Below are 14,106 nucleotides of genomic sequence, written 5' to 3'. Positions count from 1 at the left end.
CCGGGCCGGGCCCGGGAAAGCGGCGGGCCCCGCACCGCCTGGCGGCGGTGCGGGGCCCGGGTGGTGCCACCGGTGTCAGTCGCCCGAACCGGGGGTGTTCTTGGCGATCTGCATCAGGAACTCGGCGTTCGACTTGGTCTGCTTCATCTTGTCCAGCAGCAGCTCGATCGCCTGCTGCGAGTCCAGCGCGTGCAGCACCCGGCGGAGCTTCCAGGTGATGGCCAGCTCCTCGTGGCCGAGCAGGATCTCCTCCTTGCGGGTGCCGGAGGCGTCCACGTCGACGGAGGGGAAGATGCGCTTGTCCGAGAGCTTCCGGTCGAGCTTGAGCTCCATGTTGCCGGTGCCCTTGAACTCCTCGAAGATCACCTCGTCCATCCGCGAGCCGGTGTCGACCAGCGCGGTGGCCAGGATGGTCAGCGAGCCGCCGTTCTCGATGTTGCGCGCGGCGCCGAAGAACTTCTTCGGCGGGTACAGCGCGGTCGAGTCGACACCACCGGACAGGATGCGGCCGGAGGCGGGCGCGGCCAGGTTGTAGGCGCGGCCCAGGCGGGTGATGGAGTCCAGCAGGATCACCACGTCGTGGCCCAGCTCCACCAGGCGCTTGGCGCGCTCGATGGCGAGCTCGGCGACGGTGGTGTGGTCCTCGGCCGGGCGGTCGAAGGTCGAGGAGATGACCTCGCCCTTCACCGACCGCTGCATGTCGGTGACCTCCTCCGGACGCTCGTCCACCAGGACGACCATCAGGTGGCACTCGGGGTTGTTGTGGGTGATCGCGTTGGCGATCGCCTGCATGATCATGGTCTTGCCGGTCTTCGGCGGGGCCACGATCAGACCGCGCTGGCCCTTGCCGATCGGCGACACCAGGTCGATGATCCGGGTGGTCAGCACGCCCGGGTCGGTCTCCAGGCGCAGCCGCTCCTGCGGGTACAGCGGGGTCAGCTTGCCGAACTCGGGGCGGCCGCGGCCGCTGTCCGGGTCCATGCCGTTGACGGAGTCCAGCCGCACCAGGGCGTTGAACTTCTCGCGGCGCTCGCCGTCCTTGGGCTGGCGGACCGCGCCGGTGATGGCGTCGCCCTTGCGCAGGCCGTGCTTGCGGACCTGGGCCAGCGAGACGTAGACGTCGTTCTGGCCGGGCAGGTAGCCCGAGGTCCGGACGAAGGCGTAGTTGTCGAGGATGTCCAGGATGCCGGCGACCGGGATCAGGACGTCGTCGTCGCTCAGCGGGACCTCGGGGCCGCCCGCGCCCTCGAAGCCGTCGCGGCGGCGGCCCCGGCGGTCGCGGTAGCGGCCGCGGCGGCCGCGGCGCCCGTCGCCGAACTCGTCGTCGTCGTAGCCGCCCTGCTGCTGGCTGCCGCCCTGCTGCTGGGCGCCGCCGCCCTGCTGCTGGCTGCCGCCCTGCTGGCGGCCCTGGCCGCCGTCCTGCTGCTGGCCGCCGCCCTGCTGGCGGTCGGCGCGGTCGCGCTCGCGGCGGTTGCGGCGGTCCCGGCGGGACTCGCGCACCTCGTTGTCGTTGTCGGCCGCGGGGGCCTCGGCCCGCTCGGCGCGCTCGGGACGGTCGGCCCGCTCGGGACGGTCGCCGCGCTCGCGGCGGTCCCGGCGCTCGCGGCGCTCGGCGCGGGCCTCGCCGTCGGCGGCGGCCGGGCGCTGCGCCTCGGCCTTGGCCTCGGCGGGGGCCTGCTCGGTGGCGGTGACGGCGCCGGGCTCGGCGGTCGGGGCGCCGGCCGCGGCGGTGGCCCGGCGGCGCGGGCGCTCGGCCCGGGCGGTGGCGGCCGCGGTCTCGGCGGCGGCCTGCACCGGGATCTCGATCTGCGCCTGCGGTTCGGCGGTGGCGGCGGCGCGGGTGCGGCGGGCCGCCCGCGGCGCGGCCGCCGATTCACCCTGCTCCTCGGCCGGGGCGGCCGGGGCGGCCTCGGTCTCGGCGGCCGGGGCGGCGGTCTTGGCGGTCTTCTTGGCGGCCGGAGCGGCGGCGCCGGAGGCGCCCGCGAGCAGCGGGTCCCCGCCGCTCTTCTCCTTGATCGCCTCGATCAGCTGGCTCTTGCGCAGCCGTCCGGTACCGCTGATCCCGAGGGACGAGGCGAGCTTCTGGAGCTCGGCCAGCACCAGGCCGTCCAGGCCGGCGGCGGCGGTACGACGACGGCGCGCCGGAGCCGCGGGGGCGGCTGCGTCCGACGCCTCGGCGTCCGGGCGCGCGCCCATCAGATCGGTGGTGTCGCTCACTAAGGGTCCTTCCCTGGAGCGGACGTCGGCCTGTCTGGCACGGCGACCGGTTGTGCTGTCCTGGCCGGCGTCTCTTCGCGCTGGTCAGGGGCTGGATTCCCGCGGGAGGCTGGTCCTCCCGGGGAGCTGCGGAGTGCGGTGCACTGTGGTGCGAAGCGGCGCGGACGGCCGGGTTTCTGGTGCCGACCTCGCTGCGCCTTGTTCGATGCCCGGGCCCCCGTCGCGCGGCGGCGGCGCGGGCCCCGCCCGGCCTGGCCTCAGTGCGGAGGCTGGAGGGGGGAGTCCGGTGCCGTCACGGCTTCGGGATGGGCCCCACTTGCGCAGGCAGGCTGCGTACGCGGTGTGGCGAGCTCCCGGAGAATCGTGCTCCCGAGCTTCCGGCCCCCGTGCGGACGGGGGAACGGGATCGGGATGCGTCGCACCGGCGCCCGGAGGGCATCTGGTGCAGCAATGAGGTTAACACTACCTACCCCCTGACACATTCCCCAGCCCTTTGCTTGTCAATCGTGTCCGTCTCACATGTCGAGCGGCAGGACGGTCGCCCCGGTGCGGTCCAGCTCCAGCCGGTGCGCCGCGAACTGCGCACCTGCGCCGTACCCGCGGCCGCCGGCGGCGAACTCCATCACCTTGCCGACGTGGGCCTCGTCGGTGAGGGCGAGCACGGTCGGTCCGGCACCCGAGATGACGGCGGGGACGCCCTCGGTGCGCAGGGCGGCGACCAGGGCCGCGCTGTCCGGCATCGCGGAGGCCCGGTAGTCCTGGTGCAGGCGGTCCTCGGTGGCGGTGAGCAGCAGCTCCGGGCGGCGGGTGAGCGCCTCGACCAGCAGGGCCGCGCGGCCCGCGTTGACCGCGGCGTCGGACAGCGGCACGGTCTTGGGCAGCAGGCCGCGGGCGGTCTCGGTGAGCACCTCGGTGGACGGGATGAACACGACCGGCACGACCCGGTCGGACGGGTCCAGGGTGATGGTGCGGGCGCCGTCGTCCTCGGTCCAGGCGACGGTGAAGTTGCCGCGCAGGCAGGCCGCGACGTTGTCCGGGTGGCCCTCCAGCTCGGAGGCGAGGGCGAGCAGCGCGTCGTCGCCGAGCGCGGAGGCGCCGCCGATGGTGACGGCGCGGGCGGCGACGATGCCGGCGCAGATCGCGGCGGACGAGGAGCCCAGGCCGCGGCCGTGCGGTATGCGGTTGGCGCAGACCACTTCGAGGCCGCGGGGCTGGCCGCCGAGCCGGTCGAAGGCGGCCCGCATCGCGCGGACCACCAGGTGGCGCTCGTCGCGGGCGAGGTCCTCGGAGCCCTCGCCGGCGATGTCCACGGTCAGGCCGGAGTCGGCGACCCGGACCACCACGTCGTCGTAGAGCCCCAGGGCGAGGCCGAAGGCGTCGAAGCCGGGGCCGAGGTTGGCGCTGGTCGCGGGGACGCGGACCCGGACGGCGGCGGCGCGGAACGCGGGACCGGCCATGCGGTGGACACACTCCTGAACGGTGGGGGGAGAGGCCCGGACGACGGGGCCTGCGGTGGTACGTGGCGGCGGGGTCTCGAAAGGGGCGCGCAGCATGGCGCGGCCCGCCGGGGTCAAGCGTATCGAAGAGAGGTTCCGGAGCGGTACACCCCGCCCGGCCCGGATCTTCCGTGTTGCCGCAAGCAGCGCGAAAGCGCCGGTGGGTTGACCGGAAAGCGGCGGCGAGCGGCCGCCCTCGGGGGCGGTCCGCTCGCCGGGTTGACGCTCGGTCAGGGGTGGGTCAGTCGAGCAGGCCGAGGCGGCGGGCGGCCGTCTCCGGGTCGATCGGGACGACCTGCGGCTGCGGCGCGCCGGCCACCGCCCAGTCCGGGTCCTTGAGGCCGTTGCCGGTGACGGTGCAGACGATCCGCTGGCCGGGGTCGACCAGGCCGGCCTCGGCCTTGGCGAGCAGGCCGGCCACCGAGGCGGCGGAGGCGGGCTCCACGAAGACGCCCTCCTGCGCGGCCAACAGGCGGTAGGCGGACAGGATCTGACGGTCCGTCACCTTGTCGATGAGGCCGCCGGAGTCGTCCCGGGCGGCCAGCGCGTAGTCCCAGGAGGCCGGGTTGCCGATCCGGATCGCGGTGGCGATGGTCTGCGGCTTGAGCACCGGGGCGCCGTCCACGATCGGGGCCGAGCCGGCCGCCTGGAAGCCCCACATCCGGGGGGTGCGGGCGGCCAGGCCGTCCGCCGCGTACTCGCGGTAGCCCTTCCAGTAGGCGGTGATGTTGCCCGCGTTGCCGACCGGGAGGACGTGGATGTCGGGGGCGTCGCCGAGCATGTCGACGATCTCGAAGGCGGCGGTCTTCTGGCCCTCGATGCGCACCGGGTTCACCGAGTTGACCAGGGCGACCGGGTACTTCTCGGAGAGTTCGCGGGCCAGCGTCAGGCAGTCGTCGAAGTTGCCGTCGACCTGGAGGATCTTGGCGCCGTGCACCAGCGCCTGGCCCATCTTGCCGAGGGCGATCTTGCCCTGCGGGACGAGCACGGCGGAGACCATGCCGGCCCGCACCGCGTAGGCGGCGGCGGAGGCCGAGGTGTTGCCGGTGGACGCGCAGATGACGGCCTGGGCGCCCTCCTCCTTGGCCTTGGAGATGGCCATGGTCATCCCGCGGTCCTTGAAGGAGCCGGTCGGGTTGGCGCCCTCGACCTTGAGGTAGACGTCGCAGCCGGTGCGCTCGGAGAGCACCTGGGCGGGGACGAGCGGCGTGCCGCCCTCCAGCAGGGTCACCACCGGGGTGGAGCCGGTGACCGGGAGGCGGTCGCGGTACTCCTCGATGAGGCCGCGCCACTGGTGGGTGTGGCTGCCTCGGACGGTGCTTTCGGCAATGGCGTTCATGGCGGCTTTCCTATTCCCCTTCGACCCGCATGATGCTGGCCACGTCGCGCACGCTGTCCAGTGCGCGGAGCTTGTCGACCGTCGCCGACAGGGCGGCGTCGGTGGCGCGGTGGGTGACCACGACGAGCGCGGCGTCGCCGTCGCGGCCCTGCTGGCGCACGGTGTCGATGGAGACGCCGTGCTCGGCGAAGACCGAGGCGACCTGGGCGAGCACGCCCGCGCGGTCGTCCACGTCCAGGCTGACGTGGTAGCGGGTGACCACCTGGTCCATCGGCTTGGCGGGCAGCGCGGCGTACACCGAGTCGCCGGGGCCGGTGGTGCCGTTCACCTTGTTGCGGCAGACCGCGACCAGGTCGCCGAGGACCGCGGAGGCGGTCGGCGAGCCGCCGGCGCCGGGGCCGTAGAACATCAGCCGGCCGGCCGCCTCGGCCTCCACGAAGACCGCGTTGTACGCCTCGCGGACGGAGGCCAGCGGGTGGCTAAGCGGGATCATCGCCGGGTGCACCCGGGCGGTGACCGAGGCGCCGTCGGCGGCCCGCTCGCAGATCGCCAGCAGCTTGACCACGCAGCCCATCTGCTTGGCGGAGGCGATGTCGGCGGCGGTGACCTCGGTGATGCCCTCGCGGTAGACGTCCGCGGCGGTGACCTTGGTGTGGAAGGCGATCCCGGCCAGGATGGCGGCCTTGGCGGCGGCGTCGAAGCCCTCCACGTCGGCGGTCGGGTCGGCCTCGGCGTAGCCCAGCGCGGTGGCCTCCTCCAGCGCCTCGGAGTACCCGGCGCCGGAGGAGTCCATCTTGTCGAGGATGAAGTTGGTGGTGCCGTTGACGATGCCCAGCACCCGGTTCACCTTGTCGCCGGCCAGCGACTCGCGCAGCGGGCGCAGCAGCGGGATCGCGCCGGCGACGGCGGCCTCGTAGTAGAGGTCGACGCCGGCCGCGGCGGCGGCCTCGTGCAGTTCGGCGCCGTCCTTGGCGAGCAGCGCCTTGTTGGCGGAGACCACCGAGGCGCCGCCCGCGAAGGCCTTGAGGATCAGCGACCTGGACGGCTCGATGCCGCCCACCACCTCGACCACCACGTCGATGTCGTCGCGGCCGACCAGGGCCTCGGCGTCGGTGGTGAGCAGGTGCTCGGGCACCCCGGGGCGGGGGCGCCCGGCCCGGCGGACCGCGATGCCGGCGAGCTCGACCGGGGCGCCGATGCGCGCGGCGAGGTCGTCGGCCGTCGTCGTCATGATGCGCGCCACCTCGGAGCCCACCACACCACAGCCCAGCAACGCCACCTTCAGCGGGCGCGTACGCATCATCCGACTCCGCTCTGCATTCTTCGGTCCCCGTCGGGGTGTTCCGTCGCCCCCGGGGGCTTGCCTGTTTCCCACCAGTCTCCGGGACTTTCCGCACGGATCTACGGCTGGTCCACGTTCTGAGACGAAAATTTCGTCAGCCGATATCGAGCCGCAGGAGATCCTCCTCCGTCTCGCGGCGCACGATCACCCGGGCCGCTCCGTCCGCGACGGCCAGCACCGGGGGCTTGAGGGCGTGGTTGTAGTTGCTCGCCATCGAGCGGCAGTAGGCGCCGGTCGCGGGCACCGCGATCAGGTCGCCGGGGGCCAGGTCGGCGGGCAGGAAGGCGTCCTTGACCACGATGTCGCCGGACTCGCAGTGCTTGCCGACCACCCGGGCCAGCATCGGCTCGGCCTCGCTGGTGCGGGAGACCAGCGCCACCGAGTACGCGGCGTCGTACAGCGCGGTGCGGATGTTGTCGGACATGCCGCCGTCCACGCTGACGTAGGTGCGCAGGCCCTCCAACTCCTTGACGGTGCCGACCTCGTACAGCGTGAACGCGGTCGGGCCGACGATCGCCCGGCCGGGCTCGACCGAGATCCGGGGGACGGCCAGCTCGGCGGCGGCGCACTCGCGCCGGACGATCTCGCTGAGCGAGGCGGCGATCTCGGCGGGCTCGCGCGGGTCGTCCTCGGGGGTGTAGGCGATGCCCAGGCCGCCGCCGAGGTCGATCTCCGGCAGCTCGACGCCGTGCTCGTCGCGGACCTCGGCGAGCAGGCCGACCACCCGGCGGGCGGCCACCTCGAACCCGGCGAAGTCGAAGATCTGTGAGCCGATGTGCGAGTGGATGCCGCGCAGCTCCAGGGACGGCCGGGCCAGCACCCGGCGGACCGCCTCGGCGGCCAGGCCGCCGGAGAGCGACAGGCCGAACTTCTGGTCCTCGTGCGCGGTGGCGATGAACTCGTGGGTGTGCGCCTCGACGCCGACGGTGATCCGGATCAGCACCGGCTGCCGGACGCCCTGGGCGTCGGCGATCTCCGCCAGCCGCTCGATCTCCTGGAAGGAGTCGACCACGATGTGGCCGACCCCGGCCTTCACCGCCTGCTCCAGCTCCGGCACCGACTTGTTGTTGCCGTGCAGCGCGATCCGCTCCCCCGGCATGCCGGCCGCCAGCGCCACGTGCAGCTCGCCCGCCGAGCAGACGTCGACGTTCAGGCCCTCCTCGTGCAGCCAGCGCACCACGGCCTTGGAGAGGAACGCCTTGCCCGCGTAGTACACGTCGGCGTCCGCGCCGAAGGCGTCCCGCCAGGCCCGGGCCCGGGCCCGGAAGTCGGCCTCGTCCATCACGTACGCGGGGGTGCCGAACTCGGCCGCCAGGGTGCGCACGTCGACGCCGCCGACGGTGGCGACGCCGTCGGCGTCGCGGGCCACGGTGCGCGACCAGACCTTGGGGTCGAGTGCGTTGAGGTCGGCCGGCGGGGCCTGGTAATGGCCCTCGGGCAGCACGTCGCCGTGCCGGGGGCCTGCGGGGTGGGCGGAGCGACTCATCTTTCGCGACTTCCTCGACCTATGGCGAGGGGCGGCCACCGGTCGCCGTCGACCGGTCGCCGCCCCCCGCTGTGCTGCGCGTTCGGGGGTGGGGTGCCTACATCCGCTCGGGCGCCGAGACGCCGAGCAGGTGGAGGCCGTTGGCCAGCGTCGTCCGGGTGGCGTCGGCCAGCCAGAGGCGGGCGTGCGTGAGGTCGGTGACCTCCTCGTCGCCCTTCGGCAGGATCTGGCAGTTGTCGTAGAACCGGTGGTAGGCGCGGGCCAGTTCCTCCAGGTACGTGGCCACGTGGTGCGGCTCGCGCAGCTCGCCGGCCTTGGCCAGCACCCGCGGGAACTCGCCGAGCTGGCCGAGCAGGGCGTTCTCCCACTCGGAGTCGAGCAGCTCCGGTGTGAAGTCCGCGCTGCGGGTGATGCCCTTCTCCACCGCGTTGCGCTGCACCGAGCACATCCGGGCGTGCGCGTACTGCACGTAGTAGACCGGGTTCTCCCGGGAGGTGCTGGTCACCAGGTCGATGTCGATGGTGATGGTGGAGTCGGTGGACTGCCGCACCAGCATGTAGCGGGCCGCGTCCACGCCGATCCAGTCGATCACGTCGTCGATCGTGATGATGTTGCCCGCGCGCTTGGAGAGCCGGACCTCCTTGCCGTCGCGCAGCATCTTCACGAACTGGCCGATCATCACCTCGATGTTGCGGTCCATGTCGTCGCCCGCGCAGGCCGCGATGGCCTTGAGGCGGTTGACGTAGCCGTGGTGGTCCGCGCCGAGCATGTAGACCGAGACCTCCGCGCCGCGGTCCCGCTTGCTCAGGTAGTAGGCGGCGTCGGCGGCGAAGTAGGTGGTCTCGCCGTCGGCCTTGATCAGGACGCGGTCCTTGTCGTCGCCGAAGTCGGTGGTGCGCAGCCAGATCGCGCCCTCCCGGTCGAAGACGTGGCCCTGCTCGCGGAGCCGCTCGATGGCCTTCTCGACCGCGCCGGAGTCGTGCAGCGTCTGCTCGGAGAACCAGGTGTCGAAGTGCACGCCGAACTCGGCCATCGAGCGCTGGATCTCGGCGACCATCAGCTTGAGGCCCTCGGTGCGGAACACCTGGAGCTGCTCGACCTCGGGCAGGTCGAGGATGCCGGGGACGCCGTCGGTGACGGCCTTGGCGATGTCGGAGATGTACTCGCCGACGTAGCCGTCCTCGGGGACGGGCTGCCCGTTGGCGGCGGCCTTCAGCGACGTGGCGAACTTGGTGATCTGCACGCCGGCGTCGTTCAGGTAGTACTCGGTGGACACCTCGGCGCCGGTGGCCTTGAGCACCCGGGCCAGCGAGTCGCCGACGGCGGCCCAGCGGACGCCGCCGATGTGGATCGGGCCGGTCGGGTTCGCCGAGACGAACTCCAGGTTGATCCGCAGGCCCTTGAGCGCCTCGTTGCGGCCGTACGCCTCGCCGGCCTCGACGATGGTGCGCGCCAGCTCGCCCTGGGTGGCGGCGTCCAGCGTGATGTTCAGGAAGCCCGGACCGGCGATGTCGACCTTCGCGACGCCGGCGATCTCTCGCAGCCGCCCGGCCAGGACCTCCGCGACGGCTCGCGGCGGCTTGCCGGCCGGCTTCGCGAGCTGGAGGGCCACGTTGGTGGCGTAGTCGCCGTGGTCCCTGTTCTTGGGCCGCTCGACCGTGACGTGCGCGGGCACGTCGACGGTCAGCTCGCCGGCCTGGGCGGCGGCGCTGACGGCGGCCTGGACTGCCTGGGAGAGTTCTGCGGGTGTCACGGTGCCAAGCGTAGGCGAGAGGGGGGACCCGGCCGCCACTCGGTTTGCCCGCGGCGGGCCGCGCCGCGCCGCCGGGCGTGCTTCGTCTCGTCGGACGTCACCGCTGGCGGGCACATCTCACGGGTGGGGCTCCTCCGGCCGGACGAGTTCCTGCGCCTGTTCGCTCAGGGCGGAATCGCGGCAGGTTTGCGCGAGCGCCTGCGCCTGTCCCCCGAAGTCGTAGGCGAACCGCCGCCGACCGGCCGCCGCCGCCCGCAGCCGCCGCACCAGCGCGACCAGCTCCACCGGGTCGAAGGGCTTGGCCAGGTAGCCGTCCACCCCGACCGACTCGCCGCGCTCCAGGTCGGCCGGCGTGCAGGCGCTCACGATCGCTATCGGCAGGTGCGCGGTCTCCCGCGCCGCGCGCAGCCGGGCCGCGGTGCGCAGACCGTCCAGCCGGGGCATCACCACGTCCAGCGTGACCACGTCCGGCGCGACCCGGCCGACCACCTCCAGGCACTCGGCACCGTCGGCGGCGGTCACCACCTCGAAGCCCTCCAGCTCCAGGTTGACCCTGATCAACTGGCGGATCACCTCGCTGTCGTCCACCACGAGGACCCGCCCCGACGTCGCCGCCACCTCACCGAGGGTAGCCGCGCCCCGCCCTTCGCGTCCGGCCTTTCGGCTACTTGCCGGTCACCCGCTGACGGGGCGTCGGGGCGGCGCCCGACCGGGCCGGGGAAACCCGTGCACGGAGCACGGAGTTTCCCTGGTAGTGTTTTCCCCGTCAGGCCGGGCAGCACCGCGAGGTCAGCCCAAGGCCCCCGTAGCTCAGGGGATAGAGCACCGCCCTCCGGAGGCGGGTGCGTAGGTTCGAATCCTACCGGGGGCACCAGTGTGCAAATGAGGCAAAGGCCCAGGTCAGCGGAATCGTTCCGCAGACCCGGGCCTTCGTTGCGTTCAGGTTCGGTTCAGTCGCGTGCCCCAGCCGTGCCCTTGGGGTCTTCCGGGGGCTTCCGCCGGCCGCGAGGCTTCTTGGGCTTGATCCCCGATTTCTTGATCGCGTCGTCCATGCCCTTGGCGATCAGGCGGTCCCGATCGCCGCGCATGTGCTGGTAGCGCAGCGCCGCGTCCATGGTGGAGTGCCCCATCCGGTGCATGAGTTCGCGGGTGCTGGCCCCGGTGTCAGCCGCCAGGTTGTTCCCGGTGTGCCGCAGGTCGTGGAAGCGCACGCTGTCGGCCCCGGTCTCCTCCAGCACATGGGCGAAGTCGAGGCCCGACTTGTCCAGGGCTGCCGTCCAGACGTCGTGGAAGTTGCTGCGCCGCAGACGGCCGCCACGGGGGCCGACGAAGACCCGGCCGGCCGAGCCGGGCTCGCCGAACCAGCGCAGGTGCTCTGTCAACTCGCCGACGATCGAGGCGGGGAAGGCCACTGGACGGACGCCCGCTTCGCTCTTGGGCCGCTTCACCTTGAGCTGGCCCGTCTGGAGTTCGGCCTGGGCCCGGCGGACCCGGACAATGCCCAGCTCCAGATCGATATCCCGGCGCTGGAGTGCGGCGAACTCGCCGAAACGCAGGGTGGAGAAGGCCGCCATCAGGACCAGCGCCCGATAGCGGGGCTCGATCGCGTCGGCGATGCCGTAGACCTCTTCGATGGTCAGGACCGGCCGTTCGGCGGAGTCCTCCTTGTCAGCCCCGGGAATCCGGCACGGGTTGCGGTCGATCAGCTCGTCGTCCACAGCGGTGTTCAGGACAGCCCGCAGCACCCGGTAGGACTTGGCGACGGTCGCGCCGCCCACTTTGGCCTCCAGGAGCTTCGCGCGCCAGGAGCGCACCTTGGCAGTGGTGATCTCGCCGACGAAGCCCGCGCCGAAGGTCGGCTTGATGTAGAGCCGGAGAACGCCCTCGTACCGCTCCAGCGTCCGATCGGCGAGGCCCCGCTCCTTGAGCCAGGTATCCGCGTACTCGCCGAAGTTGGTCTTCCCGGCATCCGGATCGACCCACTTGCCCCGGGTGATGTCGGCTTCGAGCTGGCTGAGCCTGATCTCGGCGTCGGTCTTGGTGGGGTAGGTCTTCTCGTCGGGCCGCCGGAGTCCGGTCGCCGGGTCGCGGTAGCGGACCTGCCAGCGGCCGGACGGGAGCTGCCGAACTGACCCGAAGCGCTTCTTGCCAGCCATCAGGCCACCGCCCGCAGTCGACGGGACCGGGTGACCGGCTGGACGGTGTTTGCCGCCACGAAGGCGGCGAGGGCCGTCTCCGGGATACGGACGTGGCGGCCGACCTTCACGAAGGCGATCCGGCGTTCCTCGATCAGGCGGCGCGGGAACCGGTCGGTAGTACCGAGCCGCTCCGCCACCTCCCCCACACTCAGCAAACGGTCCATGCTGCTTCCCCTTCTTCTCGCGCGAGCTGTGCGCGCATTTCCTGTCGGTCTGTGGTGCGGCGTTCGTTCAGGTCCCGGGCGATCGAGGCGGCAAGCATGGACTCGCCCGGGGAGTTGCCCGCTCCGGCGAAGGCCCAGTGGGCGACGACGAGGGTTTCGGCTTCGGGCAGGTCGTCCAGGTCCGGGAGTCCCTGGGCGAGGAGGCGTTCGCGGAGGTCGGCGCGGGCCTGTTCGGCGCGGAAGTCGGCGCGGACCTGGCGCAGGGCGCCGAGGGTGGTGGAGTAGGTGGGGGACTTGGAGGAGAAGTGGCCCCGGAAGCCGAGCATGTGCGACCAGTGGGCGAGGAGACGTTCAGGGTAGAGCGCGTCCAGGTCCCAGCAGGCTTCGATCAACCGCCTTGTGTGGGTGGGGAGTTGGTGGCGGTCGAGTTCGTGGCGCTCCAGGATGCGGCGGTCAACGGTCTCGGTGGTCTCCGCACTCTTGGTGGCGTACTTGGCGACGTAGGAGGCAACGGCCCGCTCCGAGATCTCCCCAGCAGCGAAGGCCCCGATCGGGCGGACGTCCACCTGGGTGCCCCACTTGAGGACGCGGGCAGGCTGGTTGCCTGCGACGCCGACGGGGACGCCGGCGCGGCGGGCGGCGGCCCGGATCGCGTCGTCTAGGAGCACGACGGTGGCCCAGGAGGGCGGGGGCTTGTCGGCACCCTCGGGGCCGTCGAGGCGGATCACGGCGTGGAAGTGCACGGCGCCGCGCCGCTGGTACTCGGCGACCTTCCCGTACGAGATCCGGGCGTGCTCGGGCAGTTCGGTGCGGGTGAGCCCGGCCCGCTTGGCGACTTCCCGGCGCAGGGAGATGGTGAAGCGCCGCCACAGGTCGGGAGCGTGGTTGTTCCACAGCACCGCGTGGGCGTAGTCGTAGGTCTCGGGGTCGAGCGGCGTGCCCAGCAGCGGCGAGGCGGCCGGGTGGGCGAAGCCACAGCGGCAGACGCCCTTGTCGGGCCGGTTGTGCACGGGTCCGAAGCTGGGGGCGGTGAGGGTGGCGAACACACGGGGGTGCTGGCGCACCGTGTCCGGGACGCCCTTGGAGTCGTCTCCGGCGAGCCCGGCACGGATCAGGTGGAAGGTGTCAGCGGAGTAGGTGCGGGCGCAGGCCGGGCAGCGGGAGGCCCGGCGGTTGCCGCACGCGACTTTCAACCGGTGGCCGGGCTCGTGGTCGGTGGAGTAGCGGTGCCACACCGCGCCGGTGGGGGCGTGGGTGAGGGTGCGGAAGCCCTTGAGGTGGATCGGGTTCGCGCAGCCGCCGGTGCGGCGGATCTGCTCGGCGAGCTTGGGCAGGTCGCCCCGGGAGGCGAGGCGGGCCAGGTCCGCGACAGCGAGCCGGTCCGCCCCGCCGGGCAGTGTGCGGGTCACGCGGCCACCGCCAACGGCCTTGCCGTGGGGGCCAGTTCGGGACCGGTGAGGGTGCCGAACGTCGGGTCGGCGGGGCAGAGGGTGTTGCCGTCGTGGGTGAGGACCCTCAGTCCGTCGGCGCGCACCCAGCGCCAGGCCGGGACGCGGGTCGAGCAGCGGGGGCAGCGGTCGCGGCGGGGTTCGTCCAGCTCGGACCAGGACAGCAGGGCGCTCATGCCGCCACCGCCAGCACGGGCAGCAGGGCCGGGGCGTGGACGGCGCAGGGGCGGAAGAACGGGCCGTCGTCCTCGAACTCCTCCGGCGGGATCGGCACCCAGCCGGTGTGGCCGTCGTTCTCGCCCCACACCGCGATGTGGCACGGGCACCGGTCGTCCTGTCCGTACAGGTGGCTCACGCAGTCGCACGGCACCAGCAGGCCGACCGCGCCGGACAACGCGCCGTCAGGGTCGGCGACCCGAAGCGTCCCGAAGCAGGCCGGGCAGAGGTGGGCGGGCTGAGTGGGCAAGAGCGAGGGAAGCAGCGTTGCAGGCATGATGGAGCTCCCTTGAGAGAGGGGCGAAGGGGACGGCGCATCGGCTTGGCGGCATGAGCGCCGTCCCCTGCTTCACGTGCTTGGCGGCACGACCTATGGTGCACTATGCCGACATAGTGCACAAGGGCTGTGGTGTATCAGGGTGTGCTAGGGCATCCTGATTGGCTACG

Annotated in this window: 12 protein-coding genes and 1 tRNA gene; 1 reads left to right on the top strand and 12 read right to left on the bottom strand. The window is 72.6% G+C overall.

Going from position 1 to position 14,106, the window contains the following annotated elements; genetic code table 11:
- Window positions 1-75: 75 nt before the first annotated feature.
- From rho to ACIQVD_RS07015, 7 genes are all read right to left on the bottom strand, one after another.
- Window positions 76-2,217, bottom strand: a complete 2,142-nt coding sequence (rho, locus tag ACIQVD_RS07045) for a transcription termination factor Rho (RefSeq protein WP_402286547.1) — start codon at window positions 2,215-2,217, stop codon at window positions 76-78.
- A gap of 515 nt (window positions 2,218-2,732) precedes the next feature.
- Complete coding sequence (thrB, locus tag ACIQVD_RS07040; RefSeq protein ID WP_402286545.1) at window positions 2,733-3,674, bottom strand: homoserine kinase; 942 nt, start codon at window positions 3,672-3,674, stop codon at window positions 2,733-2,735.
- A 280-nt stretch (window positions 3,675-3,954) separates the two neighbouring features.
- Window positions 3,955-5,052: a threonine synthase gene (thrC, locus tag ACIQVD_RS07035; protein ID WP_402286542.1), complete on the bottom strand. Its 1,098-nt coding sequence runs from the start codon at window positions 5,050-5,052 to the stop codon at window positions 3,955-3,957.
- Between the two features lie 10 nt (window positions 5,053-5,062).
- Complete coding sequence (locus tag ACIQVD_RS07030; protein WP_400681799.1) at window positions 5,063-6,355, bottom strand: homoserine dehydrogenase; 1,293 nt, start codon at window positions 6,353-6,355, stop codon at window positions 5,063-5,065.
- 133 nt (window positions 6,356-6,488) lie between these two features.
- Window positions 6,489-7,880, bottom strand: coding sequence for a diaminopimelate decarboxylase (gene lysA / locus ACIQVD_RS07025; RefSeq protein WP_402286540.1), 1,392 nt, complete (start codon window positions 7,878-7,880; stop codon window positions 6,489-6,491).
- Between the two features lie 97 nt (window positions 7,881-7,977).
- Window positions 7,978-9,633 carry an arginine--tRNA ligase gene (gene argS, locus ACIQVD_RS07020; RefSeq protein ID WP_402286538.1) on the bottom strand — a complete coding sequence of 552 codons (1,656 nt, stop codon included), beginning with the start codon at window positions 9,631-9,633 and terminating at the stop codon, window positions 7,978-7,980.
- Window positions 9,634-9,750: 117 nt separating this feature from the next.
- On the bottom strand, window positions 9,751-10,251 hold the full coding sequence (locus ACIQVD_RS07015) for a response regulator (RefSeq protein WP_400681806.1): 501 nt from the start codon (window positions 10,249-10,251) through the stop codon (window positions 9,751-9,753).
- A 181-nt stretch (window positions 10,252-10,432) separates the two neighbouring features.
- On the opposite strand from ACIQVD_RS07015, the gene ACIQVD_RS07010 reads away from it, so the two are divergent.
- A tRNA-Arg gene (locus ACIQVD_RS07010) sits at window positions 10,433-10,507 on the top strand.
- Window positions 10,508-10,583: 76 nt separating this feature from the next.
- On the opposite strand, the gene ACIQVD_RS07005 is transcribed toward ACIQVD_RS07010, so the two are convergent.
- The 5 genes from ACIQVD_RS07005 to ACIQVD_RS06985 are packed head-to-tail and all read right to left on the bottom strand — an operon-like array spanning window position 10,584 to window position 13,936.
- A complete protein-coding gene (locus ACIQVD_RS07005) occupies window positions 10,584-11,789 on the bottom strand; it encodes a tyrosine-type recombinase/integrase (protein ID WP_402286536.1) in 1,206 nt (401 codons plus the stop codon).
- Window positions 11,789-11,995, bottom strand: coding sequence for an excisionase family DNA-binding protein (locus tag ACIQVD_RS07000; RefSeq protein ID WP_402286534.1), 207 nt, complete (start codon window positions 11,993-11,995; stop codon window positions 11,789-11,791). Before ACIQVD_RS07000 ends, ACIQVD_RS07005 begins: the two co-directional genes overlap by 1 nt.
- Window positions 11,980-13,404, bottom strand: a complete 1,425-nt coding sequence (gene repSA / locus ACIQVD_RS06995) for a replication initiator protein RepSA (protein WP_402286532.1) — start codon at window positions 13,402-13,404, stop codon at window positions 11,980-11,982. The genes ACIQVD_RS07000 and repSA overlap by 16 nt, the downstream gene beginning before the upstream one ends.
- Complete coding sequence (locus tag ACIQVD_RS06990; RefSeq protein ID WP_402286529.1) at window positions 13,401-13,619, bottom strand: hypothetical protein; 219 nt, start codon at window positions 13,617-13,619, stop codon at window positions 13,401-13,403. Before ACIQVD_RS06990 ends, repSA begins: the two co-directional genes overlap by 4 nt.
- Window positions 13,616-13,936 (bottom strand): hypothetical protein, encoded by a 321-nt coding sequence (locus ACIQVD_RS06985; protein ID WP_402286527.1) that lies wholly within the window; start codon window positions 13,934-13,936, stop codon window positions 13,616-13,618. The genes ACIQVD_RS06990 and ACIQVD_RS06985 overlap by 4 nt, the downstream gene beginning before the upstream one ends.
- Window positions 13,937-14,106 lie beyond the last annotated feature (170 nt).

The organism is Kitasatospora sp. NPDC090308 (assembly GCF_044769485.1).
GTDB lineage: Bacteria > Actinomycetota > Actinomycetes > Streptomycetales > Streptomycetaceae > Kitasatospora > Kitasatospora fiedleri.
The sequence above is the reverse complement of the archived record's forward strand: the minus strand, read 5'-3'. Positions and strand labels throughout refer to the sequence as shown.

Excerpts from the sequence above, each read along its gene's own strand:
- thrC (WP_402286542.1), bottom strand. The coding sequence starts at position 5,052 with ATGAACGCCATTGCCGAAAGCACCGTCCGAGGCAGCCACACCCACCAG.
- lysA (WP_402286540.1), bottom strand. The coding sequence starts at position 7,880 with ATGAGTCGCTCCGCCCACCCCGCAGGCCCCCGGCACGGCGACGTGCTG.
- ACIQVD_RS07005 (WP_402286536.1), bottom strand. The coding sequence starts at position 11,789 with ATGGCTGGCAAGAAGCGCTTCGGGTCAGTTCGGCAGCTCCCGTCCGGC.
- ACIQVD_RS06990 (WP_402286529.1), bottom strand. The coding sequence starts at position 13,619 with ATGAGCGCCCTGCTGTCCTGGTCCGAGCTGGACGAACCCCGCCGCGAC.
- ACIQVD_RS06985 (WP_402286527.1), bottom strand. The coding sequence starts at position 13,936 with ATGCCTGCAACGCTGCTTCCCTCGCTCTTGCCCACTCAGCCCGCCCAC.
- thrB (WP_402286545.1), bottom strand. The coding sequence starts at position 3,674 with ATGGCCGGTCCCGCGTTCCGCGCCGCCGCCGTCCGGGTCCGCGTCCCC.
- ACIQVD_RS07030 (WP_400681799.1), bottom strand. The coding sequence starts at position 6,355 with ATGATGCGTACGCGCCCGCTGAAGGTGGCGTTGCTGGGCTGTGGTGTG.
- ACIQVD_RS07000 (WP_402286534.1), bottom strand. The coding sequence starts at position 11,995 with ATGGACCGTTTGCTGAGTGTGGGGGAGGTGGCGGAGCGGCTCGGTACT.